A 24977-nucleotide genomic window follows, 5' to 3' on the forward strand; every position below is an offset into this window, starting at 1 on the left:
AGTTGTTATTAAAGTATAAAGATATTAAAACTTAATTTATAAAAGCAGTAAACATGAAATCGACAACTCTTTTTGTACTTTCAGCCTTCTCGCTGATAACCTCATGCAATGAAAGGCATGATAAAAGAAACAATGAAAATAATGACCGTAATAACGATAACGGTTGGGTAGACAAAGTGATCGACAAAGACAGTGGTCCGGTTAAAGAAAAAGTATTTAACGGAGATTTTGACGAAATAGAAGTTTCCCAGGCTATTGGTGCTGAGATAATCAAATCCGAAACTGAAAAGGTTGTTATTTCTGCGCCTGAAAATATCCTCAATGAAATTCTTGTGGAAAACAGTGGCGGAAAGCTTCATATCCATTATAAGCTTGGTATCAGGGTTATGAACAGCCATAATGTGAAGGCTAAGATCTATACCAAAGATTTTTCTAAGCTCGTTGCTAATTCTGCTGCAAGTGTTACCATAAAAGATAAATTCACACAGGAAAAAATGAATGTTGAAATCTCCAGCGCATCAAGCGTTTCTGGCGATCTGGAAGCTAATGATTTTGATCTTTCGGCAGACAGCAGCAGCAGTTTCAGCGGTAAAGTTTGGGCGGTGGACCTTGATGTTGATGCCTCATCAGCAGCAAGCATTAATATTTCAGGAAAAACAAAAAATGCAGAGATTACTTCCTCATCAGCCAGCAGTATTTCAGCAAAAGAAGTTATTGCCGATCATGTAAAAGCTGAGGCGTCCAGCGGCGCAAGCATTCAGATCAGTGCTGTTTCTTCGCTGAATGCAGAAGCTTCTTCCGGCGGGAGCATAGATGTTTCTAAAAAAGGTGAACTGAAAAGCATAACCAAGCAGGAAAGCAGTGGCGGAAGCGTCAGTATTCAATAAATTAATTAGGAGGTTCCTCGTCGTTCTCTTCACCTACTGACGAGGAACCCTCCCAATTCTTATTATCAAAATTAAGGTTATCATAAGCCAGTAATTCCTCCTCACGCTGGAGGATTTCTTTTGTGGTGAACAATAAAATCTCGTCATCCTCCTTTGCTTTGGCCAGCCTTCTGATAGAAGCTTTGTCTATGGCCATAAACCTTTGTCCGAGTCGTCTTGCCGCATATTTTCTCATCCCGGTTTCATGAAGGACATCTACAGCCATATCTACTGCGGTTCCCAATGTTTCCCGGTAAATGTTTTCAATACCGTTGTTAAGGTAATTATAAGCATCGATTCTGTTTTTAGCCCTTACAAAAATCCGCACTTTAGGATAATGTTCCCGCACCAGTTCCGCTATGAACTTATTGTCATCAGGATCATCAAGACAGAGAACAAGAATTTCTGCATCTTCAATTCCTGCAGCCCTTAAAATGGGAATTCTTGTGGCGTCACCGTAATAAACCTTAAAACCATAGCTTCTCAGCAGTTTTACACGGTCAGAGTCTCTGTCCAGAACTGTTGCCGATATTTTATTGGCTTTTAAAAGACGCCCTACCGTACTTCCAAAATGCCCGAAACCTACAATAATGATCTTCTTTTGGCTTACATTATTGTCCAGGATATTAAAATCATTCTCTTCATCAGGGATTTCTTTAATAAATTTAGGAGTAATGAGCCGGTCGTTAATGATCAGGAGAATAGGAGTGATGCACATTGTGATTGCAGTAACGGCCATCATTTGTGCATTGAGTTCAGGACTTAAAAGATAAAGATCTGAAGCATAATTGATCAGGACAAAAGCAAATTCTCCCACCTGCGAAAGAGCAAACGCATAAAATAAACTCTGTGATGTATCAATCTTAAAAAACTTGCCAATAGCATACAGAACCACAAATTTTACAGTCAATACTGCAAAAACAGTAGAGAAGATAAAGATAGGATCCTGCTGAATGATGTTAAAATTAATTGTAGAGCCTACACTCACAAAGAATACAGCTAAAAGCAGCCCTTTAAAAGGATTGATCTGCGCTTCAAGCTCATGGCGGAATTCACTGTTGGCAAGCATTACCCCGGCTAAGAAAGCACCCAGTGCAGGAGACAGACCAATGGCAGCCATAAGTTCCGAAACTCCAATCACTAAGAATAAAGAGGAGGCGGTGAGGAGTTCCGTCATTCCCGACTTTGAAACATATCTTAAGAAAGGAACAAATACATATCTTCCCAGAAGGATCAGAATAGCAACCCCTAAAATCACAGTTCCGGCCTGCATCCATTCCGGAAGTTTCTGAATAATAATTTGGATTTCGTTATCGTGATGATTTGCTTTATAATTAGCAATAAGTGGAAGGATAGCCAGGATAGGGATCACCGCAATATCCTGAAACAGGAGGGTAGAGAACGAGGCTTCTCCAGCCATAGTTTTAAAATTGTTTTTTTCCTGAAGGGTTTGTAGCACGATGGCAGTAGAAGAAAGAGCAAAACACATCGCGATAGCAATGGCTTTGTCTATTCTCCATCCGGCACTGATAAAAACCAAAAAAAGCAGTGAAATAGAAAGAAGCATCTGTGTAAGCCCGAGGCCCATAATTTTCTTCCGCATTTCCCAGAATTTCCGGGGTTCCAGTTCCAGCCCTACCAAAAAAAGGAGCATGATCACTCCAAACTCACTGGCATGCATGATGTCGTTAACATCTTTCCCGGTAAGCCTTAGAACATATGGGCCGATGATGATACCTCCTAATATATATCCGATAACTGAACTCAATCCAAATTTTCTCGCCAGCGGAACCATAATAATGGCTACACCTAAGAAAAGTAATGTATTCATTGCTAAGCTGGACTCCATATGTTATTGGTTGAGTAGTTCTGTAAATTCTTTTTTATGTAGAATAATCTCTTTTTTGCTCAGTTTATTGGCTTCATAAACGATTTTGATATGTTTTATATTCGCTTTGAAAACCTTTAAAGATACGATTAGCCCGCTGATCAGTTCTTCCACTGTATACTGATACGTTCCGTTTTTACTGAATGATCTTTCCTTTCCCCCGGTCGTTATCAGAATATAAATTTCTTTTCCTTCCAGTGGATTGGTTTCACCTTCTCTGAGCCAGTCCCTGTCGAACACTTCATCGATCCATAATCTTAATAAAGGGGGGATTCCGAACCAGATAAGCGGAAACTGAAAAATAAAACGGTCATAGCTTCTTAATCTTTTCCTCTCCCTGAATGCGGCAATGTGAAAATCCGGATATTCTTCGTAAAGATCTCTAAGGGTAAAATGCTGGTGGCGGACATAGAAATTGATAAGCTCCACATTTGAATTGGAGTGCTCTAAATAGGGATGTGCAAAAACTACCAGCGTCTTTTTCATAAACCTGTTTTCAGTAAATATAATGAAAAAAAATTGGATAAAAGACGGATTTTATATGGTTTTGTTAATTTTTTACTATGAAAAATTGAATTTAATATTAAAATAAAACAAAGAAATGAAAGGATTTTAGTGTTTTAAATAAAAAATCGGGCACTGGGCCCGATTATATTGAATTTTTGTTATCTTTTAAATTACCATCCGCCTGAAGCGCCACCGCCGCCGAAGCTTCCTCCGCCACCAAAACCGCCGAATCCTCCGCCGCCTCCGGAACTTCCACCTCCAAAACCGCCTCCACCGAAGCTGCCAGGGAATGGAAAGAATCCACCGGGGTAATTTCTGCGTCCTCTTCTGGTAATGATCACATCGTCGTCATCATTATTACCGCCGCCACGTCCTCCGCCTCTGCCTCCAAAGATAAAGGCCAGAATGATAAAGATGACAAATGCGATAATAAGGATCTTAAAAGCACTTCCATTACCTGAAGGTGCTGAGGTTTCCATAGGTTTGAATTTTCCCTGAACAGCCTCCATGATCGCTGAGGTGCCACGGTTGATGCCGTCATACCATTGCCCCTGTCTGAAATTGGGAGTGACAATATAATCAAGGATCTGTCCTGCAACAGAAGCGGTAAGGTACTGTTCTACAGCTCTTCCCTGTTGGATAGACATGGTTCTGTCTTCTGTAGCGATCAGGAAAACCACGCCGTTATCCACTCCTTTTTTTCCGATTCCCCACTTTTCTCCGAACATGGTTGCCAGAAAGTTCACATCTTCTCCTTTGGTAGAAGGGATAATAACCACTTCGATTTCCGTGGAAGTAGAATCTGCAAATTTAATCAGCTTATTGTTCAGTTCGTCTTTTTGCTGTTGTGTGAGCAGGCCAGCCTCATCAAACACAGGATATAGAACCGCCGGTTTGGGCGGGATTGTATACTGTGCCGATACAAAAGTGTAAAAGCAGAAGAGTATAAATGAAAATACCAGTTTAAGAGAACGTAATTTCATTAGACAGCTGATTGGGGTTTTCTCCTTCTACAGGAAAATGTTTTTTTAATTCAAGACCGGTTTCCAGAATGCCGCTTTTTAAAGCTTTATAATAATTTCCTTTGGCAAATTCAGCAGTGATATAGTCGTGCAGGTGATCCCAGTACGATTGGTGTACCTTGTCATGGATTCCAATGTCGCCAATAATGGTCAGATATTTCTGTTCAAAATTGACATGAAAAAGCACAGCGTTTCTGTCGGCAGTTTTATTCATACACAGTTCTTTGAAAACCTCAAATGCAGTCTGTGCATTCTCCGTTTCCGTGTTCGAGTCAATATGTACTCTGATCTCGCCTGTAGAATGTTCTTCTGCCGACTGTATAGCTTCCACAAGGGAAGTGATCTGCTGATTTGTCAAAAAACGGCTCATTATTTAAATACTTCTGGTGCTTTTTCTGCACCGGCTTCAGCCTTGAAGAAAGGTTTTTCTTTAAAGTTTGTAAAATTCGCCAGAATATTATTCGGGAATGTTTTGATTGTTGTGTTGTAATCTTTGGCCGCATCATTATAATAAACCGTTTCGGTTCTGATGCTGTTTTCTATCGCCGTAAATTCTCTCTGAAAATTAATATACTGCTGGTCCGCTTTTAAATTCGGATAAGATTCCACTACAGCCATTAACCTGCTTAGTGCTCCGGATAATTCTCCCTGTGCTGCCTGGAATTTAGCCATATCAGCTTCTGTCATATTCGTAGGATCGATGTTGATAGAAGTTGCTTTGGAACGCGCCTCAACAACTTTAGTCAATGTTTCCTGCTCAAATTTTGAATACGATTTAACGGTTCTTTCCAGATTCGGAATAAGATTGGCTCTTTTCTGATATACAGTTTCTATATTAGACCATTTGGAGTTTACGTTCTGTTCTTTCGAAACAAAATTATTATACCCGTTTTTCCCCCAGAAGAATAGTACACCTACAATAATAAGCAGTGCAATACCGATAGTTCCTGCACTAAGGCAGCCTTTATTTTTCATAGTTTATTTTTTTTTAATTTTTTGTGCTAATCAAATATACAAATTATGTGCTAATTTTGTAAAAAATTATTAGAATGACAACAATAGTGGTGGCCATGGGAGAGAAAAACGAGATCGGTTTTGAAAATAAACTGCTGTGGCATCTTCCTAAAGACCTGAAACACTTTAAAGATATTACTTCCGGACATCCTGTTATTATGGGAAGAAAAACCTATGAAAGTATAGGGAAACCGCTGCCTAACCGTACCAATATTGTAATTTCCAGAAAGAAAAACTGGTTTGAAGAAGGAATCCTGATCGTTGGAAGCATTAAAGAAGCAGTAAAATTCGCCAAAAAGATCGATGAGGAAGTATTCATTATCGGTGGCGGAAATATCTATGAGCAGACTATAGAAATTGTTGATAAACTGGAAGTTACTTTAGTTAAGGCTGATCTTGATGCCGATACATTTTTTCCAAAGATAAATCCGAAAGTCTGGAAAAAAACTGAAGAGACCTGTCATGAAAAGGATGAAAAGAATGAATACGATTTTTGCTTTCAGACATTTGAACGAATCAAGAGCGAATAGTTGTGGAAATTCTAACTTTTTACCTCTAGCTTCTAACCTGTAAATTTTCTATCTTTGCACTTCTAAAATTGAACAATGAATAAGTACATAAAAATTGTAATTGCAGCAGTTCTTATCCTTTTAGGACTTTATATGATGATTTTCACAAGAAGTCTGGGCTGGGGAATCGTAGTTTTCCTTCTTGCAGCACTGCCTATTATACTTTTCATCAAGAATGAATACATTCTCCTTGCCTTCTGGCAGCTGAGAAAGCAGAATATGGAAAAAGCCGCAGAATGGTTAAACGGAATCACCAATTATCGGGCGCAGCTTCATAAATCCCAATATGGATATTTCCACTATTTACAGGGACTGACCCAGGCTCAGGAGCATCCTGCAAAAGTGGAACCGCTGATGAAAAAAGCTTTGGAATATGGCCTGAATATGAAGCACGACAGAGCGATGGCAACATTGAATCTTGCAGCAGCAGCCATTTCTAAAGGAAGAAAACAGGAGGGGCAGAGGCTTCTGGACGAGGCTAAAAGATTAGACTCGGCAGGAATGATGACGGATCAGATCAAAATGATGAAAGATCAGCTGAAAATGCCTTCTATGCAGAAGCATATGCACAACCCGAATATGAGACAGAGAGGGAAATTCTTCTAAGACAATATACGAAACTGAAAAAGCACCTGATCCAGGTGCTTTTTTTGTTATGTGAATACATGACCGCTACATCTCAGAATTCTGATCATATCCATAGAACTTAGGTATTTGCCAGTGATATTTTACAGCAAGAGTTCGAATGGAAACAATTAATATAATAGTGAATATCTGTATAAATGTATAGGAAAGCGGGATAAACTTTGTCATCAGGAGAAATGCAGATCCGCCAACAATACATGCTGTAGCGTAGATCTCTTTTCTAAAGATCAGTGGAATCCTGTTGAGGAGGATATCCCGTATGATTCCTCCGAAACACCCGGTTATGGTTCCCAGTGCGATACATATAAGCGGATGAATATCAGCATTGAGCCCTTTCTGAACCCCGATAATGGTAAATAACCCCAGTCCGAAGCTGTCAAAAATAAATAAGGTTACCTTGAAGTTCTTTTCAATAGACTTGAAGACCATGGCAAAAATGCTGGTACCCAAAATCAGGGCGCACGTTAAAAGATCATGCATCCAGAAAACCGGAATATCCAGCAGGAGGTCTCTTACAGTTCCTCCTCCCACAGAAGTGACGAATGCAATAATCAGTACCCCGAACGGATCAAGGCGTTTCTGCATCGCTGCAAAACTCCCCGACATCGCAAAGGAAATGGTTCCGAGCACCTCTATGGCAAAATTGAACTGTTCGTGCATAATTTATGAGTAATAGGTAATGGGCAATGAGTAATAAAAATTATGCCATTTAAAGCTGGGATAATCTAAATTTATACTTAGTCATAACCTTTACAAGTTCTTCACATTCTGATTTTAAATGAATCATTTTTTCAGATCTTGCTCTTGAAGCAGCTCGGTAATTTGCGGCTACTGAAGTAGAAGATCTTATAATTTGCTTTCTTATGACCGATACATCATCTGAATAAGGTAATGATGAAAGAGATTTAATCACAAGAATAGAAAAATTTTTTAGCTCTTTCCCGAAAAATTTGATTATAATCCATATTTCCCAAATTACTCATTACCTATTACTCATTACTTATCGTTGTACCCTGACGGCTTCCGGGACCAGCAATTCATATTCTCCATTGTGGTTGATGATTTCCCTTACGATGCTGCTGCTGATGAAAGATTTTCCGGATGAGGTTAATAAGAATACGGTTTCCAGCTTTTTATGGGCCAAAGTTCTGTTAGTGTGGGCTATTGCTTTTTCAAATTCAAAATCAGCGGGATTTCTTAAGCCTCTCAGGATGTATTGCGCGTCCTTTTCAAAACAGTAGTCCACCGTTAATCCTTCAAAAAAGTCCACTTCTACATTGGGGAATTCAGCGACGGAGTTTTGAATAAATTCCATTCTTTTTTCCAGGGGAAACATATATTTTTTTTGGGAATTCTGCCCGATCGCAATAATCAGTTTGTCAAAAAGCGGAGCCGCTCTTTCAATAATATCATAATGTCCCAGAGTAATAGGATCAAAGGATCCGGGGAAAACAGCAATTTTCATGTTTTACGTGTTATGATGAGTTATGGGGTTACGAGGTCTGTGTTTTGGGTTTCGGTTGCGAGATTTAGGTTGCCGGGGTGAACTATTCACCGGGTTTTCTTCCATCTTCAAACTTCCATTCATTAACGACTAACTTCTAACCTCTAGATTCTAACTTCTATTATTATTTATTCAATGCTTTTTCTACTTCGTTTCCGCAAAGGTCTGTGATGGATATTCCGTAAATTTTTGCCTGTTGCGGAAGAATACTGGCAGGAGAGAATCCCGGATTAGTATTCATTTCAAGCATATAAGGAATACCATCCATAAGGATGAATTCACTTCTTGAAAAACCGCTCATGCCAAGGGAATTGTAAGCTCTTTTTGAAATTTCTTCCACTCTGATTCTTGTTGCATCGTCAATTCTTGCCGGGGTAATTTCTTCTGAAGCTCCTTCGTATTTAGCTTCATAATCAAAGAATTCATTGGTCGGTACGATTTCAGTGATTCCTAAAACGATGGTTTCGCCTTTGAAATCTATGACCCCTACAGAAACTTCCATTCCGTCCAGGAAGCTTTCAATAAGAATTTCATCATCCTCTTTGAACGCGATTTCCGTTGCAGCAATTAATTCTGACTTTTCCTTTACTTTTGAAATACCTAGAGATGAACCGGATTGGTTGGGCTTAACGAAAACCGGAAGGCCAAGACTTTCAATAATTTCGTCTGTATTGATGTCTTCTCCTTTTCTTAAATAAATGCTTTTGGCAGAAGGAATTCCATACTTTGATAAGACAGCCAATGTGTCTTTTTTATTGAAGGTTAAAGCGCTTTGGTAGAAACCACAACCGGTATATTTCTGCCCGATAGCGTCCCAATAGGCCTGCAGGATTCCGTTTTCACCCGGAGTTCCGTGGATAATGTTGAAACAGGCATCGAATTTCAGTTTTTCATGATTATCTAAAGTCACTGAAAAATCTCCGCGGTTGATTTCATATTTTTGATCGTTTTCTCCTAAAAAATACCACTCATCTTTAAGAATGACTACTTTATATACATCATATAGATTTCTGTCCAGAGAATCGTAGATCAACTGACCGCTTTTTAAGGAAACCACATATTCATCCGAATAGCCTCCCATGACAACGGCAACACTTTTTTTGCTCATAACCATTATAGTATCAATTAAGGCAAATTTAATCATTTTATGTAATGCAATAAGGGAAATTCAGAAATTTTAAAATTGAAATGAATTGTGTTAAATAAAAGCACATTTAAAATTATTAGCTATATTTGCCGTTATAATTAAAGTATTTTTAAGTATGCTTAAATCACTTTTCAATTGGAAAGTTTTACTGAATTTAGCAGTAGCCATCGGTATTTTTGTGGGGTTAGTGTGGCTTACTTTCCGCTGGCTGGAATACCATACCAATCACGGTCAGGAAATTCCTGTGCCCAATGTTATTAATAAATCGGTTTATGATGCCGTAAAAATATTAGAGGATACCGGACTGGAATATGAAGTAGACAGTGCTGAATATAACCCTAAATATAAGCCTTTCCAGGTTTTGAAGATGCACCCTTTATCCAGTTCGCGTGTAAAACCGGGATCGCTGGTAAGAATTGTAGTTAATCCCAGAACATGGGCTCCTATTACGGTTCCGGATGTGATCAATAAATATTCAGGGCTGGCTTTTCAGAGACTGGATCAGGTTGGTCTTAAGATCGGCGATACCATCTATGAGCCGAGTATTCAGAAAGATGCTCTTTTAAGGGTATTATATAAAGGTAATGCAGTTAATCCCGGATCACGTCTTCCGAGATTCTCCGTGATTGATGTTGTAGTGGGTTCAGGACCTATGAGAAATATTTCTATTCCTAACGTGGTAGGGCTTTCGGTAAAAGAAGCAAGAGCTGTAATCGCCAGAAGCTTATTTGAGGTAGGTTTGGTAGAACATGAAGACGGAAGTAAAGATGAATCTGATATTATCTATTATCAGGATCCGGCCTCCGGAGATGTACGAGATCAGGGAATGCAGATTGATCTTTGGGCAAGTAAGAGAACACCTGCCGAGCTTAGGGCCAAAGTAGAACAGCTGAATTCTATCTACCGAATGAAAGTAGATACATCACTGCCTCCGGTACATTATGATGAAGTTCCCAACTATCCGGAACCAAGTTATAATCCACCTGCAGCAGTACCTGTACCCAAAAAAGAAGTTCCTAAATCTGAACCTGCTAAAACAGAGCCGGCAAAGACGAGCAGTGCAGCAACTGGAGCCAAACCTGCCGGAACCGGAACAGAAAAACCTAAATCCGCTGTAACAAACAGCCAGAGTTCAGGAAATAAGCCGGCAACAACGACAGGAAATGCAACACAGCAGCCGGTCCAAAAGCCAAAGGCTAAAAAAGTAGTGGTAGAATAATCACAGTTTATTATATAAAATATAGGCTTCAACTGCAAAATGTTGAGGCCTTTTGCGTAAAAAAATAAAATAATGGCAGAAGATAACGAAGACTTTTTAGATGAAGAATTATTAGATTCCGACAGTTTGGAGAACATCGATATTGATGAGGAAAATAAAGGACTGTATGAGCATCTTAATATCAAAGTCGATAAAAACCAGGAGCCGTTAAGAATTGATAAGTTCTTATTAATATACAGACAAAACTCTTCACGGAATAAAATTTCACAGACCTGCAGAGCCGGAAATGTGGTTGTAAACGGTGCTCCGGTAAAACAGAATTACCGTGTAAAACCCGGTGACCAGATCTCGGTGCTTCTTGCCCATCCGCCGAGGGAAAATGTGATTATTCCTCAGGATATCCCTGTGAATATCATTTATGAAGATGATGATCTGGTAGTGGTAGACAAAGAACCGGGGATGGTTGTGCATCCAGGCCATGGAAACTGGGACAAAACATTGGTGAATGCATTGGCCTTCCATTTTGAAAAGAGCGGTGAGAAATCTGACCTGGACAGGGTAGGACTTGTTCATAGGATTGATAAAGATACCTCAGGCCTTTTGGTGATTGCAAAAAACGAATATGCATTGAGCTTTTTAGCCAAACAGTTTTTTAACAGAACTACAAAAAGATTATACTGGGCTTTCGTATGGGGGAATCCTCAGGAAGATGAAGGGACCATAAGAGGGCATATCGGGAGGCATCCCAAGAACCGGATGCAGATGTCCGTTTACGAGGACGGAAGCCACGGAAAGCACGCGGTGACGCATTATAAGGTTTTAGAACGGTTTAAATATATGACCTGGGTAGAATGTAAACTTGAAACAGGAAGAACACACCAAATCCGTGCTCATTTCAAACATGTCGGCCATACTTTGTTTAATGACGAAAGATATGAAGGTCATACGCCTTTAAGAGGAGTGAATCTACCTAAGTATAAGCAGTTTATAAAAAATGTTTTTGAAATTCTGCCAAGACATGCACTCCATGCCCATACTTTAGGGTTTATACATCCAACTACTAAAAAGGAATTATATTTTGAGAGCCCAATGCCCAAAGATATGGCGGATGCTGTAAAAAAATGGAGAAATTATTTAGAAAACTAAAAATATATTGAGAATTTTTTTATATTTGTTGAATTGAAATCAAGATTTGTTATGAGAAAACTATATGCTATCGTATGTTTAGCTCTTTTGTCAAATGCATACAAAGCACAAGAATCACTACCATACTATCAGCAATATCTTTTGGATGGTGAATTCCTGTTCAACCCAGCTCAGTACGGAAAGACCGATTACGTACAGCTTAATGCTAATTACCACAAACAATTTGACAAGTTCAGCGATTCTCCAAATACGCAGTCTATAGGAATCAACGGGAACATTTTCGACAGAGTGGGAGCAGGGCTCTCTATTTTCAGAGACAGCAATGGCCCTATTTCTGCAGGCGGTATTACAGCGGGAGCTTCATACTTTATTCCACTAAGTAGTGAGGGAGACAGAAAAGACCAGTTCTCTTTCGGTACCAGTGTTTCATTTTATAATATGAACTTCGACTATACTTCAGTGAACGTTGAAGATGGTTACGATCCATTGTTGATTGGAAAAGAAGGGAATATTTTTATGGCTTACGCCAACTTTGGTGCAGCTGCTACCTATAGAAATATCTTTGCAGGAGTATCTGTAAACGATATTGCACTAAGCAATGACAAGGCTATAGTAAACGGAATTGAGCCTTCACCAATTAAATTTTTCTTAAACTTAGGATATGACTGGCATTTTGCTGACAATATCTTCGTAACGCCATCAGCGTTGATTAACCTGAATACCAATTCAACAAGAATGATCGACTACAACTTAATGGCAACTTTCTTCAATGATATCAACTCATTCTCTGCCGGTGTAAGTTACAGAACGGTACAGAACCGATTTGACAGCCAACAGTTACAGGTTGCACCAGTTGTTAAAGTGAGAATTAATAAATTAATGATCGGAGCAACTTATAACATCGGAATGTCTGATATCCAGACGTATGGTGGAAACAGCTTTATGTTGAGCTTAGGTTATAACTTTGATAACTTTATTAATCATAGAGGATATAGATATTAATTTGATTTAATTTAAATAAATTTGAGCTCTGAAATTTTCAGGGCTTTTTTATGATATATATTCACATTCCATTCTGCAAGCAGAAATGCAGCTACTGCAACTTTCACTTTTCTACCTCTTTGAATTTTAAAGATGAGATGATCCGTGCTATGAAGACCGAAATCCGGCTTAGAAAAGATGAACTGCAGAATAAAAATCTGAAATCTCTGTATTTTGGAGGTGGAACACCATCCATTCTTTCAGCAGATGAAATCAATTCTTTAATCGATGAAGTCCTGAAATACTTCAGTTTTGATACTGATATTGAAGTCACCCTGGAAGCCAACCCCGACGATCTGGATAAAAACTTTTTAAAACAACTGGCTCAATCTCCGGTCAACAGGCTTTCCATCGGTACCCAAAGTTTTTTTGAGGAAGATCTTAAACTCATGAACCGTGCCCATAATGCTTCTGAAGCAGAGAGTTCAATCAAAAGAGCACAGGATTTTGGGTTCGAAAACTTAAGTATAGACCTTATTTATGGCTCTCCAACCTCGAATCTGGAGATCTGGAAGGAGAATTTAAACAAAACCATAGCCCTTGAAGTTCCGCATATTTCATCTTATGCATTGACAGTTGAGCCCAAAACAGCTTTAGAAAACTGGATTTCAAAAGGAAAAGTTGCCAGTCCTAGAGAAGAAGAACAGAATAAGGAGTTCTATTATATGTCAGATTTCTTAAAAGGCAACGGATTTGAGCATTATGAAGTCTCCAATTTTGCAAAACCTGGCTTTTATTCAAGGCATAATTCTGCATATTGGAAGTACAAAGAGTATCTTGGAATCGGTCCTTCCGCACATTCGTACAACGGATTTGATGTCAGAAGCTGGAACGTGGCCAACAATCAGCAGTATATTAAAAAGCTTCATGCCGGAATTCTGGGCAAAGAAGAAGAGATTCTCTCACAATATGATCAATTCAATGAAATGATTATGATTGGCTTGAGGACAATCTGGGGAGTAGATCTTGAAAGCCTGAAAAGTAAATTCAGTGATCAAATTCTTGAACATTTCCAATACGAGGTAAAATCTAAAATAGAAGAAGGTATTTTAATCCAGGAGAACAATCATCTGAAAATACCGGAAAAGCATTGGTTTATGGCGGATGGAATTGCTTCAGATTTATTTTTGGTGTAACGTTTATTAATGTATATTTGAGATTATACTTTAAATAAAAACCATGAACTATGAGAAAAAACTTACTCCTATTTTTTCTTTTTTTAAGCGCTTTACATTTCTCTCAAAAACCAATCTTTACAAAAGCAAAAGTTAATGCTGTAAATGTTTACAGAACTTCTGCTGAACTCCATAATTCTGTGAGTGTTTCACTTCCTGCAGGAACTTCTGAGGTTGTTGTGACCAATATTTCGGACGAAATTGTGGAGAAATCTATACAGGTTAATACCAACAATAAAGATGTCTCAATTCTTTCTGCGCAATACAGAGACAGCTACAACTCGAATTATTTTGAAAATAATAATCCTAACGGAAAAAGAATTAAAGACAGCATCGCTATTTTAGAAAATCTCAGTACAAAAATCAATATCGAGCGGCAGACGAATGAAAAAACATTGGAACTTTTAGACAAGAATCAAGGACTTTTAGTTGGCAGTAATACTTCCAGTGTGGCCCAGCTGATGCAGCTGACAGAATATTATAAGACGAAAAGAAATGAAATAAGTGTAGCACAACTTGATATTAATAAAAAATATACACAAACTGTTCAGAAACTTGAAGCTTTAAAAAATCGTTTGAAAGCTAATACAGAAGCTGAGGAAACTTTTTCTGATGGCGTTCTTGTTCTGAGAATTGCAAGCAATGGGGGAGGAAATGCAAAAATGGATCTGGGATATCTGGCAGAAAACGTTTCCTGGGAACCATTTTATGAAGTGAAGGGCAATAAGCTTACTGAACCTTTGGATATCACTTTTAAAGCAAAAGTAAGACAGGATACAGGGCTTGACTGGAAAGGAGTGAAGCTTTCGCTGATCAATTCAAGATCTTCAAGAAATAACGAAGCTCCAGTTATGAATCCTTGGTTTTTGAATTCTTATAAGAATGAAGAAAGGACAAACATTGGCTATTCTGGTAAAAGAGATACTATGCGCACGATGGAGATTGAAGAAGTTGTAATGACAGGTTATGGAATTAAAATTAATGAAAATCAATTGAATGTAAGTTTTGATACAGATATTCCTTATGATATTCTGTCAAATGATGAAGATCATTTTATTAATCTGAAACAAATAAAGCTTCCGGCTGAATACAAATATTACACTGTTCCAAAATACAATACCACTGCCTATTTGGTTGCAGATATTAAAGATTTTAATAAATATAATCTGATTTCAGGGGCTGCCAGCGTGATCTTTGAAAATATGTATGTAGGCGAAACAAGGATCAATCCCAACCAGACGAATGATAAAATGAGCATTACTCTTGGTGATGACAAAAAGATTAGCATCCGCAAAGAAGTGGTAAATGATAAGGCAAGTGAAAAATTATTTTCTTCCTATCAGGAAAAAACCATTACTTACGATCTGGTTGTCCGGAATAACAAAAAAGAAGCAATTAATATCGAGATACGGGATCAGATTCCTTTGAGTAAGGATGAAGCTGTAAAAATTGAGCTTCTTCAAAGTGATAATGCTGAACTCGATAAAGAAAAAGGATTCTTACTGTGGAACGTTAAAATCTCCTCATCAGAAACCAAAAAATTCAGGGTAAGCTATAAAGTAAGATATCCAAAAGATTTTTCAATAAGTAATCTTAATTAAATATCCGATTATTCACTATTTTTGTATAAAATTTCAGTTCACTTGAAAACTAAAAAGCAAGATTATTCACATCTTTCACCAAGCCAGCCTATCGGTATTTTCGATAGTGGGGTGGGAGGACTTACCGTAGCTAAAGAGATCAAAAGACTTCTTCCCCACGAAGATCTGATCTATTTTGGAGACACCAAACACCTTCCGTACGGTGAAAAGTCGAAGGATGCGATTATAGAATATTCTACCAAGATCACCAATTTTCTGCTTCAGCAGAACTGTAAAGCCATTGTCATTGCTTGTAATACGGCTACAGCCAATGCTTTAAACGAAGTGATGCAATCTGTGAATGGAAAAGTTCCCGTCATAGACGTTATTAATCCTGTTGCTGAAAAAGTAGCGTATGAGATCCACAATAATGTTGGAGTCATTGCTACAAAAGCAACCGTCAATTCCGGATTGTATAAGAAAAGCATCAGGAAACAGAATAAATGGATCAAAGTTGATGAGCTGGCGACTCCGTTATTGGTTCCTGCTATTGAAGAAGGATTCAAAAACCATCCGATTACGCATGCCATCATTTATAATTATTTAAGCAATAACAAGCTCAAGAATATTGAAACCCTTATTCTGGGGTGCACTCATTATCCTTTGCTGATCGATGAGATTAAGCAGTATTACGGAAACAGGGTCCGCGTGATCGATTCACCCAATATTGTTGCCAATCACCTTAAGATCATCCTGGATAAATACCATCTTCTGAATGACAATAATCCAAAACCGAATTATCATTTTTATCTTTCGGACCTGACGAAGAACTTTGAAAAAATCTCTAAGAAATTCTTTGGAAAGACGATAGATCTGGAATTGAAAGTACTATAATACAAAAAGCTGTTTCACCCGAAACAGCTTTTATTTTATGAAAGCTTTTGAAAAGTTATGGCTCTAAAATAACCATTTCACTCTTCAGCCTTCTTTTAGGAGTCGTTTCAGGATGATTGCTGTCGTTTTCATCTCTTTTCCCGATGGCTACTGCAAAAAGTGTTTCATAAGAATCATTTTTAAGGATTTCGTCATATTTTTCAGTTTCAATACCTTCCATCGGAGTGGAATCTATTCCCATAGCAGCGCAAGCAGAAAGAAGAACACCCAGTGAAAGATACACCTGATGCCCCATCCATGCCCGGATGGAAGCCTCGCCGTGTGGTTTTACCATAGTTCTGTAGTAATTAACGGAACCTTCAGGAAGATTTTCTTCGATCTGTTTTTCAAAGTCTTCGGGATTCTTTATCACCTGGAATACAATAATATGGCTGCTGTCTAATACTTTTCCCTTATTGAAATATGATGCTTCTGCCAGCTGTTCCCTGAGTTCAGACTTATTAATGAAAATAAAATTCCATGGCTGGCTGTTGATTGAAGAAGGGCTTAGATTAAGGATCTCTTTCAATTCTGCAATCTGTTCTGCACTGATTTTTTCCTGTGGGTTATACTTTTTTACCGTATACCTTTTTTTCATTTGTTCTAAAAAGTTCATAATTTATATACTATCAATTTTATAGTTACAAAAGTAATTTAAGTTTAATATCTTTGCAATAACGGTAAAAAAGGATAGTATAAAAATGTACACGATAGATAACAAAGAATACCCGTGCTGCACCAGTGTCACCATGAAGTTTATAGGAGGAAAATGGAAAGCCGTTATTTTATTCCATCTTACAGACGGCGCCAAAAGGTATAATGAACTTAGGAAATTAATTCCTACCATCACAGAAAGAACATTGAGTCTTCAGCTGAAACAGCTTGAGGAAGATCACATCATCAACAGAAAGGTATACACCGAAAAGCCTCCACTGATGGTAGAATATACGCTGACGGATTTTGGAAAGACTCTCCAACCTGTTATAGAAGCTATTACAAACTGGGGAAAAGCTGCACCGGGTCTTTCCGTAAAAAAAATAATCAGGAATTAAATTTCCTGATTATCTTCTTTATTTGCTTCGAAAAAACTGAAACTTACATTTCCGTATTTCCGGGTATCTATTAAGTTAGGATGTTCCAGTTTCATTCTGCTCTGATGTTCTACGATTAAAACTCCGTTAGGTTTAACAAATTTATTGTTTAAAACCAGAGACAGCAGCTCATAGTATTTCTTCTCTTCCATTTCAAAAGGAGCATCGGAAAATACAATTTCAAAGCTTTTCTTATTTCTGAATTTTTTAAGCCAGTCAAAAACATCACCTCTCTGAACATTGATCTGCAGTGACATATCAAGCTCTGAGGCCGTAGAATTGATAAAACTTGTATGCTTTGGATTCAGCTCAACCGAAGTAACATCCTGGCATCCTCTGGACGCAAATTCGAAAGTGATAGAGCCAATACCTGCGAAAAGATCAAGCACAGAAACCGACTGCATATCATATTTGTTTTCCAGGATACTGAAAAGCGCCTCCTTGGCAAAATCTGTAGTAGGTCTTACATCAAAATTTTTAGGAGCGGCTATTTTTTTGGCTTTCCACTTGCCTGAGATTATTCTGAACATATTTTTTAGGGTTTAGGTGGTAGGAATTAGGGATCAGGGAAGTATGTCGGGCCTAAGCCCTCATCCCTAATTCTTGGTCCCTTTTAATTAAGTATAAAATTCTTATTGGGAATATTGTCAAAAACAATTCTCATATTTTTGACGAATTTCTGAAGTTCGGAAATAAAAGTTTCATTTTCAGTAGTTTCGCCATAGGCGTAAAAATTGGTTTCATTGATTCCAAAGCCTATTTTACTGAGCGTAAACATCACGAAATACAGAAAATCAACCTCAGAATTCACATCCAGGTTGTTGTATAAAATAACTTTTTTGTTATCAATAGCAAAAAACTCACACTGGTTATGGTACAGGTTGATGTGAATCTCCTTACTGTTTTTATTGTTGAGTGAATTCAAAAACTTTTCCCCTGAAAAATTAAAATGAACCGGAATGGCCAGCTCCTTTATTTTTTTGTAAAAGTTTTTAGGGAATGTATAATAAAACTGTACCCCGAACTTTTTATTGACAGAAAGCATGAGCTCCTCTTTTTCCCTGTCAGCCGGAGCATTGAAAGCAATCAGCTCAAATCCTGCCTCATGCTCAGAAAATCCTTCAGGCATCAGGGTAAAGTGATTCAGTGCCGAGATCACATGGATTTCGTCAAACCTCTGCTTAAGAAGAATTTCATCAAGCTTATCTTCAATAAGATTCTCTGGAGTTTCTTCAGTAACGAAATAAGACTTTTCTTCCTGAATGCCTTTGTTTTTTGCAATCTGGTAGATTAATCCGTCTTTGGTAAAAAGTAAATTAAGTACGTTCATATTTCAATTGCTGCAAATTTAGTGAAATTCTATCATAACGGCACCGGATTGATGGTGAAGTATTTCCTTATTATAAAAATCGATATCTCTCTGGCTTTCCAAAACATCCATAACCATTCTCTGCAGCGTTCCGTCACCAATACCGTGAACAATCTCCAGCCTCTTCAGATGATGCTTTCTGCAGAAATCAAGAACTTCCGTTAATTTCGCTTTTTGGATAAAGAGTCTTTCGAAACTGTCATAATCACTGGGATTTCTGACGAGATTGTGAAAATGCAGATCCAGAACCATATGATTTTTCTGATGTTTTTTGGAAGTCACTTTCTTCGGTTCTGCTTTTCTCACTACCCGGATATTTTCATAAAGTTCTGCGTTTTTCGGAACCAGTTTCTCTTTCGGATATTGGTAGGTAAAACCATACTCATCTTTGAAAACAACAATATTGCCGTTCACGGAAGTAATGATCCCGCTTAAATCCTCATCTACTACAGAAACTTTGTCCCCGATTTTCATGTATTGTACTCCTTCTTTTATTGTTTTCAAAATTAAATCTTAGGTCCCAGTTCAATGATTTCCAAATCTTTGATCTCTTCACCTTCCACTACGAAACGCATCATGGTCCTCGTTTTATGCCATCCCTGTTTTCCACAGGCTCCGGGATTCAGGTGAAGGAGATTATTCTTTTGGTCAAACATGGCTTTTAAAATATGGGAATGTCCTGAAATAAACAGCTTTGGAGCTTTTGCAGAAATTTCTCTGTTTGCCAGCGGCGTATATTTTCCGGGATATCCACCAATATGGATCATTAAAACTTCAAGATCTTCGCAGAAAAAACGGTTCACCTCAGGAAATTCAGCTCTGATCTTCGCATTGTCTATATTTCCGTAAACACCCTTTAAAGGTTTTATTTTTTCCAGTTCTTCAATCACTTCCATACTTCCGAAATCCCCGCAATGCCAGATTTCATCAGCCTGACGGGCATATTCTAAAATCCTGTCATCTATATAGGAATGGGAATCGGAGAGAAGAAGAATTTTCGTCATGAAGATTTGAAATTTTTACAAATTTAGGAAAGATTTATTTTCTATTAAGGGTCAGATTATTTTTAAATACACAAAGTTTTACAGGAGAAGCCTGCATCGCCTAATATTTACTAAATTTGAGAAAATTAAAAAAATGAAGCAGAAATTTTCTCTTTTACTTTTTCTTTTAGCCGTAGGGCTTTTCAATGCCCAGGTTGAAGAAAAAAAATTGGATGAACTGATCCAGAGTACTTTAAAAACTTTTGATGTTCCTGGAATGTCAGTAGGAATCATAAAAGACGGGAAAGTGATTTATTCCAAAGGTTTCGGACAACGTTCTTTAACCACCAAACAGCCGATGGATGATAATACATTGGTAGGAATTGCATCTAATTCAAAAGGGTTTACCTGCACTGCACTGGCTATTTTAGCCGATGAAGGAAAATTGAGCTGGGACGATAAAGTTTCAAAATACATCCCTGAATTTCAGATGTATGATCCCTATGTTTCCCAAAACGTAACCATTAAAGATCTTGTAACCCACAGAGCTGGATTAGGCTTGGGACAGGGTGACCTGATGTTCTTCCCTGAAGGTGGGAACCTGACGGTAAATGATATTGTTCACAATGTAAGATATCTGAAACCTGAAAACCCTTTCAGAACGACACTGGATTATAACAATATTATGTTTATTGTAGCGGGAGAAGTGATCCGCAGGATTTCCGGGCTGAGCTGGGCCGAATTTATTGAGCAGAGAATTATGAAGCCTGTCGGAATGACTTCCAGTTTTGGAAGCTACAACAGAGCTAAAGCCGTATCAAACAAAATTGATGCCCATGCTCCTGTAGACGGGAAAGCTGTTGCCGTTCCGCACGATTGGAATGAAACAGGGAATGCAGCAGGAGGAATCATGAGTAATATTAAGGATATGACCACCTGGGCAGATTTTCTTTTAAATAATTTCACAACCAAAGACGGTAAAAAATTAGTTTCAGATAAAAATGTACAGCAGCTATGGAGTCTGCAGATCCCGGATAAAGTTGCTTTAAAAAATCCTTACGATACGAGCTTTTACGGATATGGGTTAGGATGGTTTTTAAGCGATGTGAAAGGACACAAGCAGATTCAGCATACGGGAGGATTGATTGGAACTGTTACGCAGTTTACTCTGATTCCAGATATGAAATTAGGAATTGTAGTACTGACCAACCAGCAATCCGGAGCCGCTTTTAATACAATTACCAACACGGTAAAAGATTCTTACCTGGGAGTAGCAGACAGAAACTGGCTGAAAACCTATGGTGAAAGAATGGCAAAAGTAAATGCCGAATATGATAAGCAGAAAAAAGAAGCTTACACCAAATCAGAAGCCTTTAAAAAAGAAAAAAATCTTCTGCCGAAAGCCGAACAGTTTGTTGGAAAGTATAATGACCAATGGTTTGGCGATGTAGAAATTTCTCAACAGGGAAATACCTACAGAATGTCCTGCCAAAACTCTCCAAGACTGAAAGGAGAACTGCTTCCCTATTCCAGTAATTCTTTTATTGTAAAATGGGACGACAGAAGTTATGACGCTGATGCTTATATTATTTTCAGCTATGATGAAAATGGAAAGGCAGAGTCTGCAAAGCTAAAGCCTATTTCGGATGTTACAGATTTCAGTTTTGACTTTGATGATCTGGATCTCAAAAGAAAGTAAATTGGGATAAAATAAAATTGCTGAGCAAAATTATAAATCACAAAAAATATAAAATTCAATAGGAGCGGGCTTTAGCCCGCTTTTTTATGAATAATACATTTGGCTTTAGCCAAAACTTCAGATTATCTGAGTAGATTGAGATTTTCTTTGGCAAGTGAATATTCAGAATTCAAATGCTGATATCATTTACCACAATAGTTTCAATATAGGTCCTATCCTTTTTAGCACATGAAAAAAGGAGTAGGATAGGCAAAAAAGATACAATTAAATTTTCCCTGGCTCATAAAAGAACAGGAGTCTTTTCTTGGCGCCATCAAATTCAGACCATGAATTACAGTCTATTTCAAAACCGGCAACTCCACAGGTGGGGAAATGGAAAATATCTTCTGAAATGGAATTCGCAAAATTGGAAATTCCATTGTTATGGGAGAAAAAAGCTACAGAGTTCACATTGTCATCCAGGTCATAGATCACAGATTCAAAATTTCTTTCCGAGGGATTATAAAGCTTATCCTCCGTAGAGACATTAAGCTGATAGGCTTGGTTAAAGATTTTACACGTATTCAGGGCACGCACAGCCGGGCTGGAAACAAACTGGTCAATAGAAATATTATTGTTTTTCATGAATCTGGACATGTTCATAGCATCTTTCAATCCTTTGTCTGCCAAAGGTCTGTCGAAGTCCTCCGTTTCTTCCGGCCAGTCGCTTTTCGCATGTCTTACGAGGATGAGTTTCTTCATATTTTCGTTTTTTGGAAGATTAAAATTATAAAAAAAATAATGGAATAAAACATGATTTTTATAAAAAAACTGCGTTATGAATAAAATCATTAAATTTTACTAAATTTGCACACTTATGGGACAGATCCTTGCAATAGACTATGGAAAGGCACGCTGCGGTATCGCTGCAACAGATGATATGCAGATTATTGCAAGTAGTCTGGATACTATCGAAACCCGGTTTTTGATGGAGTTTCTGAGAAAATATTTCACAGAAAACAAAGTGGATGATGTGGTAGTAGGCCTTCCTACAGATTTGAAAGGAAATATTTCCGAAGTGGAGACAGATATTTTAAAATTCATTGAAGAATTTCAGAAGGAATTTTCCGGTATCACGGTCCACCGTTTAGATGAAAGATTTACCTCTAAAATGGCTTCTTTTTTTATCTCCCAAAGCGGGAAAAGTAAAAAAAAGAGACAGGAAAAGGGATTAATAGATAAAGTAAGTGCAACAATTATATTGCAGAATTTTTTAGAACAAAGAATAAGATGATTTTACCGATAAGAGCTTTTGGGGATCCTGTTTTAAGAAAAGTAGGGAAAGATATAGACAAAGATTATCCCGGTTTACAGGAACTTATAGATAATATGTTCGAAACGATGTACAGTGCGAATGGCATAGGGCTTGCAGCACCACAAATCGGTTTGGACCTGCGATTGTTTGTGATTGATGTAACGCCACTTGCAGATGACGAAGATTATGAAGACATCAAAGACGAGCTGGCTGAGTTTAAAAAAGTTTTCATTAACGCAAGAATCCTTGAAGAATCTGGTGAAGAATGGAAATTCAATGAAGGATGCCTTTCTATTCCGGACGTAAGAGAAGATGTGAAGAGAAAAGGAACAATCGTTATTGAATATTATGACGAAAATTTTGTGAAACATACAGAAACTTTTTCCGATATTAGAGCCCGCGTAATTCAGCATGAATATGATCATATTGAAGGCGTGCTGTTTACCGATCATCTGAGTATATTGAAGAAGAAACTCGTAAAAGGTAAGCTGGCAAAAATCTCACAGGGTGATGTAAGCATCAGCTATAAAATGAGATTTCCAAAGTAATTTAAACAAGGATTAAAAAACAAAATAATAAACAGCAAAAAGCCCCGTGCCTATTGCAGAATTTACAAAAAATAAAATTATGCTGTTAGAAAAAATAATTTCAATTTCTGGAAAGCCAGGACTTTTCAAATTAGTTTCTCAACTAAGAAACGGTTTTATCATTGAAGATGTTACGACTAAGAAAAAAGTAAGCATTGGAAACTCAAGTCAGGTGAGTTTATTGGATAATATCGCTATGTTTACATTTGATAAAGAAGTTCCTTTGTTCGAGGTTTTTGAAAATATTGCTAAAAACTACGATTATAAAGAAACGATTTCTCACAAATCTTCCGATGATGTTCTGAAAGAATTCATGACGGCTTCTCTTCCTAACTATGATACAGAAAGAGTATATGCTTCAGATATCAAAAAATTGGCTCAGTGGTATAACCTTCTTCAGAAAGCAGGATACATTACTCCTGAGAGCTTCGTAAAAGCAGAGCCTGAAACACTGGATGGTGCAAAGGAAGAAGTGAGCATTGAAAAAGAAGCTCCTAAAAAAGCAGCGTTAAAAGCAGAAAAGCCTGCAGCTCCAAAAGTAAAAGCTACTTCTGCAGCTAAAGCCGCTCCAAAAAGTACACATACTAAGAAGGGATAATTTATCCCAATTGTAAATACGGAACCCTGTCAAAAATCTTGACAGGGTTTTTATTTTAAACACAAACTCCTAAGCTTTATTTTCCGTTCTTTTGTTTCAAGACAGAACTTAATTAAATAAAGATTTACCCTAAATTTGTATCACTTTGAATCCTCAATTATGAATACCAGACAAGAAAAATTAGAAGCCTTCGGAAGATTATTGGACATCATGGATGATCTGCGCGAAAAATGCCCATGGGATCAGAAGCAAACCCTGCAATCCCTTCGTCATTTAACCCTTGAAGAAACCTACGAGCTTTCAGATGCTATTCTGCAGGAAGATTTGCAGGAAATCAAAAAAGAGCTGGGTGATGTTCTGCTTCATCTTGTTTTTTATGCCAAAATTGGTTCTGAAAAAGAAAGTTTCGATATTGCAGATGTCATCAATTCTTTAAACGAGAAACTGATTTTCCGTCATCCCCATATTTATGGTGATACAGAAGTGAAAGATGAAGAAGAAGTAAAGCAGAATTGGGAGAAGCTGAAGCTGAAAGAAGGGAATAAATCGATTTTAGGTGGTGTTCCGAAAAGTCTTCCAAGTTTGGTAAAGGCCTACAGGATTCAGGATAAAGTAAAAGGAATTGGATTTGAATTTCACGATGCAGAAGATGCATGGAAAAAAGTAGATGAAGAAATTCAGGAATTTCATGCAGAAACCGATTTAGATAAAAAAGAGCTGGAGTTGGGTGATGTATTTTTCTCACTCATCAACTATGCAAGAATTTCAGGACTGAATCCGGATTCTGCATTGGAAAGAACCAATTTAAAATTTATCTCAAGATTCCAGAAAATGGAAGTGTTGGCAGAGGAATCAAATCTAAAGCTGGCCGACCTGTCTTTGGAAGAAATGGACGTATTGTGGGAAAAAGCAAAACTGCTGTCATAAATAAAACCCTGACATAGAAGTATTCCGAGAATCCTTATTGGAATAGGTTTTGCATGGCTCATCGTGTTCTTTGATCCTGCAAACCGATTAATTCTTATTACGATTGATGGAAC

At 37.8% G+C, this 24977-nt stretch carries 30 protein-coding genes; 15 read left to right on the forward strand and 15 right to left on the reverse strand.

Features of this window, described 5'->3' with window-relative positions; genetic code table 11:
• Positions 1–53: 53 nt before the first annotated feature.
• Complete coding sequence (locus DRF61_RS18945) at positions 54–887, forward strand: head GIN domain-containing protein (RefSeq protein ID WP_111959980.1); 834 nt, start codon at positions 54–56, stop codon at positions 885–887.
• A 1-nt stretch (position 888) separates the two neighbouring features.
• Here DRF61_RS18945 and DRF61_RS18950 read toward each other — a convergent pair whose 3' ends face one another.
• The 5 genes from DRF61_RS18950 to DRF61_RS18970 form a co-directional block, all read right to left on the reverse strand.
• Entirely contained in the window at positions 889–2775 is a 1887-nt protein-coding gene (locus DRF61_RS18950; protein ID WP_111959983.1) for a monovalent cation:proton antiporter-2 (CPA2) family protein, read from the reverse strand.
• 3 nt (positions 2776–2778) lie between these two features.
• A complete protein-coding gene (locus DRF61_RS18955; protein WP_111959985.1) occupies positions 2779–3300 on the reverse strand; it encodes an NAD(P)H-dependent oxidoreductase in 522 nt (173 codons plus the stop codon).
• Between the two features lie 191 nt (positions 3301–3491).
• Complete coding sequence (locus DRF61_RS18960; protein ID WP_111959987.1) at positions 3492–4304, reverse strand: TPM domain-containing protein; 813 nt, start codon at positions 4302–4304, stop codon at positions 3492–3494.
• On the reverse strand, positions 4285–4713 hold the full coding sequence (locus DRF61_RS18965) for a TPM domain-containing protein (protein WP_174772338.1): 429 nt from the start codon (positions 4711–4713) through the stop codon (positions 4285–4287). The genes DRF61_RS18960 and DRF61_RS18965 overlap by 20 nt, the downstream gene beginning before the upstream one ends.
• On the reverse strand, positions 4713–5318 hold the full coding sequence (locus DRF61_RS18970) for a LemA family protein (RefSeq protein ID WP_111959991.1): 606 nt from the start codon (positions 5316–5318) through the stop codon (positions 4713–4715). The genes DRF61_RS18965 and DRF61_RS18970 overlap by 1 nt, the downstream gene beginning before the upstream one ends.
• A 74-nt stretch (positions 5319–5392) precedes the next feature.
• Between DRF61_RS18970 and DRF61_RS18975 the strand changes: the two genes are divergently transcribed.
• Together DRF61_RS18975 and DRF61_RS18980 are read left to right on the forward strand one after the other, a co-directional pair.
• Positions 5393–5887: a dihydrofolate reductase gene (locus DRF61_RS18975; RefSeq protein WP_111959993.1), complete on the forward strand. Its 495-nt coding sequence runs from the start codon at positions 5393–5395 to the stop codon at positions 5885–5887.
• 75 nt (positions 5888–5962) lie between these two features.
• Positions 5963–6532: a DUF2892 domain-containing protein gene (locus DRF61_RS18980; RefSeq protein WP_111959995.1), complete on the forward strand. Its 570-nt coding sequence runs from the start codon at positions 5963–5965 to the stop codon at positions 6530–6532.
• A gap of 66 nt (positions 6533–6598) precedes the next feature.
• Here DRF61_RS18980 and DRF61_RS18985 read toward each other — a convergent pair whose 3' ends face one another.
• The 4 genes from DRF61_RS18985 to DRF61_RS19000 form a co-directional block, all read right to left on the reverse strand.
• Positions 6599–7231, reverse strand: a complete 633-nt coding sequence (locus DRF61_RS18985) for a trimeric intracellular cation channel family protein (protein ID WP_111959997.1) — start codon at positions 7229–7231, stop codon at positions 6599–6601.
• Positions 7232–7280: 49 nt separating this feature from the next.
• Positions 7281–7484 carry a four helix bundle protein gene (locus DRF61_RS18990; RefSeq protein ID WP_228452729.1) on the reverse strand — a complete coding sequence of 68 codons (204 nt, stop codon included), beginning with the start codon at positions 7482–7484 and terminating at the stop codon, positions 7281–7283.
• Between the two features lie 87 nt (positions 7485–7571).
• The gene (gene coaD / locus DRF61_RS18995; RefSeq protein ID WP_111959999.1) at positions 7572–8036 is read right to left on the reverse strand and encodes a pantetheine-phosphate adenylyltransferase; all 465 of its coding nucleotides are present in this window, start codon (positions 8034–8036) and stop codon (positions 7572–7574) included.
• A gap of 163 nt (positions 8037–8199) precedes the next feature.
• Complete coding sequence (locus DRF61_RS19000; RefSeq protein ID WP_111960213.1) at positions 8200–9183, reverse strand: D-alanine--D-alanine ligase; 984 nt, start codon at positions 9181–9183, stop codon at positions 8200–8202.
• 154 nt (positions 9184–9337) lie between these two features.
• On the opposite strand from DRF61_RS19000, the gene DRF61_RS19005 reads away from it, so the two are divergent.
• The 6 genes from DRF61_RS19005 (at position 9338) to murI (ending at position 16277) form a co-directional block, all read left to right on the forward strand.
• Positions 9338–10441 carry a PASTA domain-containing protein gene (locus tag DRF61_RS19005; protein ID WP_111960001.1) on the forward strand — a complete coding sequence of 368 codons (1104 nt, stop codon included), beginning with the start codon at positions 9338–9340 and terminating at the stop codon, positions 10439–10441.
• Between the two features lie 72 nt (positions 10442–10513).
• Positions 10514–11587 (forward strand): RluA family pseudouridine synthase, encoded by a 1074-nt coding sequence (locus DRF61_RS19010; RefSeq protein WP_174772339.1) that lies wholly within the window; start codon positions 10514–10516, stop codon positions 11585–11587.
• Between the two features lie 51 nt (positions 11588–11638).
• Positions 11639–12589 (forward strand): PorP/SprF family type IX secretion system membrane protein, encoded by a 951-nt coding sequence (locus DRF61_RS19015; RefSeq protein WP_111960004.1) that lies wholly within the window; start codon positions 11639–11641, stop codon positions 12587–12589.
• 50 nt (positions 12590–12639) lie between these two features.
• A complete protein-coding gene (gene hemW, locus DRF61_RS19020) occupies positions 12640–13764 on the forward strand; it encodes a radical SAM family heme chaperone HemW (RefSeq protein ID WP_111960006.1) in 1125 nt (374 codons plus the stop codon).
• A 50-nt stretch (positions 13765–13814) separates the two neighbouring features.
• Complete coding sequence (locus DRF61_RS19025; protein WP_111960008.1) at positions 13815–15404, forward strand: DUF4139 domain-containing protein; 1590 nt, start codon at positions 13815–13817, stop codon at positions 15402–15404.
• 42 nt (positions 15405–15446) lie between these two features.
• The gene (murI, locus tag DRF61_RS19030) at positions 15447–16277 is read left to right on the forward strand and encodes a glutamate racemase (RefSeq protein WP_048502928.1); all 831 of its coding nucleotides are present in this window, start codon (positions 15447–15449) and stop codon (positions 16275–16277) included.
• Positions 16278–16332: 55 nt separating this feature from the next.
• On the opposite strand, the gene DRF61_RS19035 is transcribed toward murI, so the two are convergent.
• The gene (locus DRF61_RS19035) at positions 16333–16932 is read right to left on the reverse strand and encodes a nitroreductase family protein (RefSeq protein ID WP_111960010.1); all 600 of its coding nucleotides are present in this window, start codon (positions 16930–16932) and stop codon (positions 16333–16335) included.
• 85 nt (positions 16933–17017) lie between these two features.
• Here DRF61_RS19035 and DRF61_RS19040 point away from each other — a divergent pair, with 85 nt between their 5' ends.
• Positions 17018–17368 carry a winged helix-turn-helix transcriptional regulator gene (locus tag DRF61_RS19040; protein WP_111960012.1) on the forward strand — a complete coding sequence of 117 codons (351 nt, stop codon included), beginning with the start codon at positions 17018–17020 and terminating at the stop codon, positions 17366–17368.
• Here the strand turns inward: DRF61_RS19040 and DRF61_RS19045 are convergent.
• The 4 genes from DRF61_RS19045 to DRF61_RS19060 all read right to left on the reverse strand — a co-directional run bounded on the left by DRF61_RS19045 (position 17365) and on the right by DRF61_RS19060 (position 19780).
• Complete coding sequence (locus DRF61_RS19045; protein ID WP_111960014.1) at positions 17365–17937, reverse strand: RsmD family RNA methyltransferase; 573 nt, start codon at positions 17935–17937, stop codon at positions 17365–17367. The two genes, DRF61_RS19040 and DRF61_RS19045, sit on opposite strands and share 4 nt — an antisense overlap.
• An 83-nt stretch (positions 17938–18020) precedes the next feature.
• Positions 18021–18737 carry a DUF3822 family protein gene (locus tag DRF61_RS19050; RefSeq protein WP_111960016.1) on the reverse strand — a complete coding sequence of 239 codons (717 nt, stop codon included), beginning with the start codon at positions 18735–18737 and terminating at the stop codon, positions 18021–18023.
• Positions 18738–18755: 18 nt separating this feature from the next.
• Complete coding sequence (locus DRF61_RS19055; RefSeq protein WP_111960019.1) at positions 18756–19250, reverse strand: Smr/MutS family protein; 495 nt, start codon at positions 19248–19250, stop codon at positions 18756–18758.
• 32 nt (positions 19251–19282) lie between these two features.
• Positions 19283–19780 carry a metallophosphoesterase family protein gene (locus DRF61_RS19060; protein ID WP_111960021.1) on the reverse strand — a complete coding sequence of 166 codons (498 nt, stop codon included), beginning with the start codon at positions 19778–19780 and terminating at the stop codon, positions 19283–19285.
• Positions 19781–19913: 133 nt separating this feature from the next.
• Here DRF61_RS19060 and DRF61_RS19065 point away from each other — a divergent pair, with 133 nt between their 5' ends.
• Complete coding sequence (locus DRF61_RS19065) at positions 19914–21458, forward strand: serine hydrolase (protein ID WP_111960023.1); 1545 nt, start codon at positions 19914–19916, stop codon at positions 21456–21458.
• 264 nt (positions 21459–21722) lie between these two features.
• On the opposite strand, the gene DRF61_RS19070 is transcribed toward DRF61_RS19065, so the two are convergent.
• Positions 21723–22199, reverse strand: a complete 477-nt coding sequence (locus DRF61_RS19070; RefSeq protein WP_111960217.1) for a SixA phosphatase family protein — start codon at positions 22197–22199, stop codon at positions 21723–21725.
• A gap of 115 nt (positions 22200–22314) precedes the next feature.
• Between DRF61_RS19070 and ruvX the strand changes: the two genes are divergently transcribed.
• The 4 genes from ruvX to mazG all read left to right on the forward strand — a co-directional run bounded on the left by ruvX (position 22315) and on the right by mazG (position 24864).
• Positions 22315–22731 carry a Holliday junction resolvase RuvX gene (ruvX, locus tag DRF61_RS19075; RefSeq protein WP_111960026.1) on the forward strand — a complete coding sequence of 139 codons (417 nt, stop codon included), beginning with the start codon at positions 22315–22317 and terminating at the stop codon, positions 22729–22731.
• Positions 22728–23300: a peptide deformylase gene (gene def, locus DRF61_RS19080; RefSeq protein ID WP_111960029.1), complete on the forward strand. Its 573-nt coding sequence runs from the start codon at positions 22728–22730 to the stop codon at positions 23298–23300. Before ruvX ends, def begins: the two co-directional genes overlap by 4 nt.
• 79 nt (positions 23301–23379) lie before the next feature.
• Positions 23380–23937 carry a DUF5606 family protein gene (locus DRF61_RS19085; RefSeq protein ID WP_111960031.1) on the forward strand — a complete coding sequence of 186 codons (558 nt, stop codon included), beginning with the start codon at positions 23380–23382 and terminating at the stop codon, positions 23935–23937.
• Positions 23938–24096: 159 nt separating this feature from the next.
• Positions 24097–24864 carry a nucleoside triphosphate pyrophosphohydrolase gene (gene mazG, locus DRF61_RS19090; RefSeq protein ID WP_111960033.1) on the forward strand — a complete coding sequence of 256 codons (768 nt, stop codon included), beginning with the start codon at positions 24097–24099 and terminating at the stop codon, positions 24862–24864.
• Positions 24865–24977: the final 113 nt, after the last annotated feature.

It is taken from the genome of Chryseobacterium lathyri, assembly GCF_003290185.1.
In the GTDB taxonomy this organism is placed as follows: Bacteria; Bacteroidota; Bacteroidia; order Flavobacteriales; family Weeksellaceae; genus Chryseobacterium; species Chryseobacterium lathyri.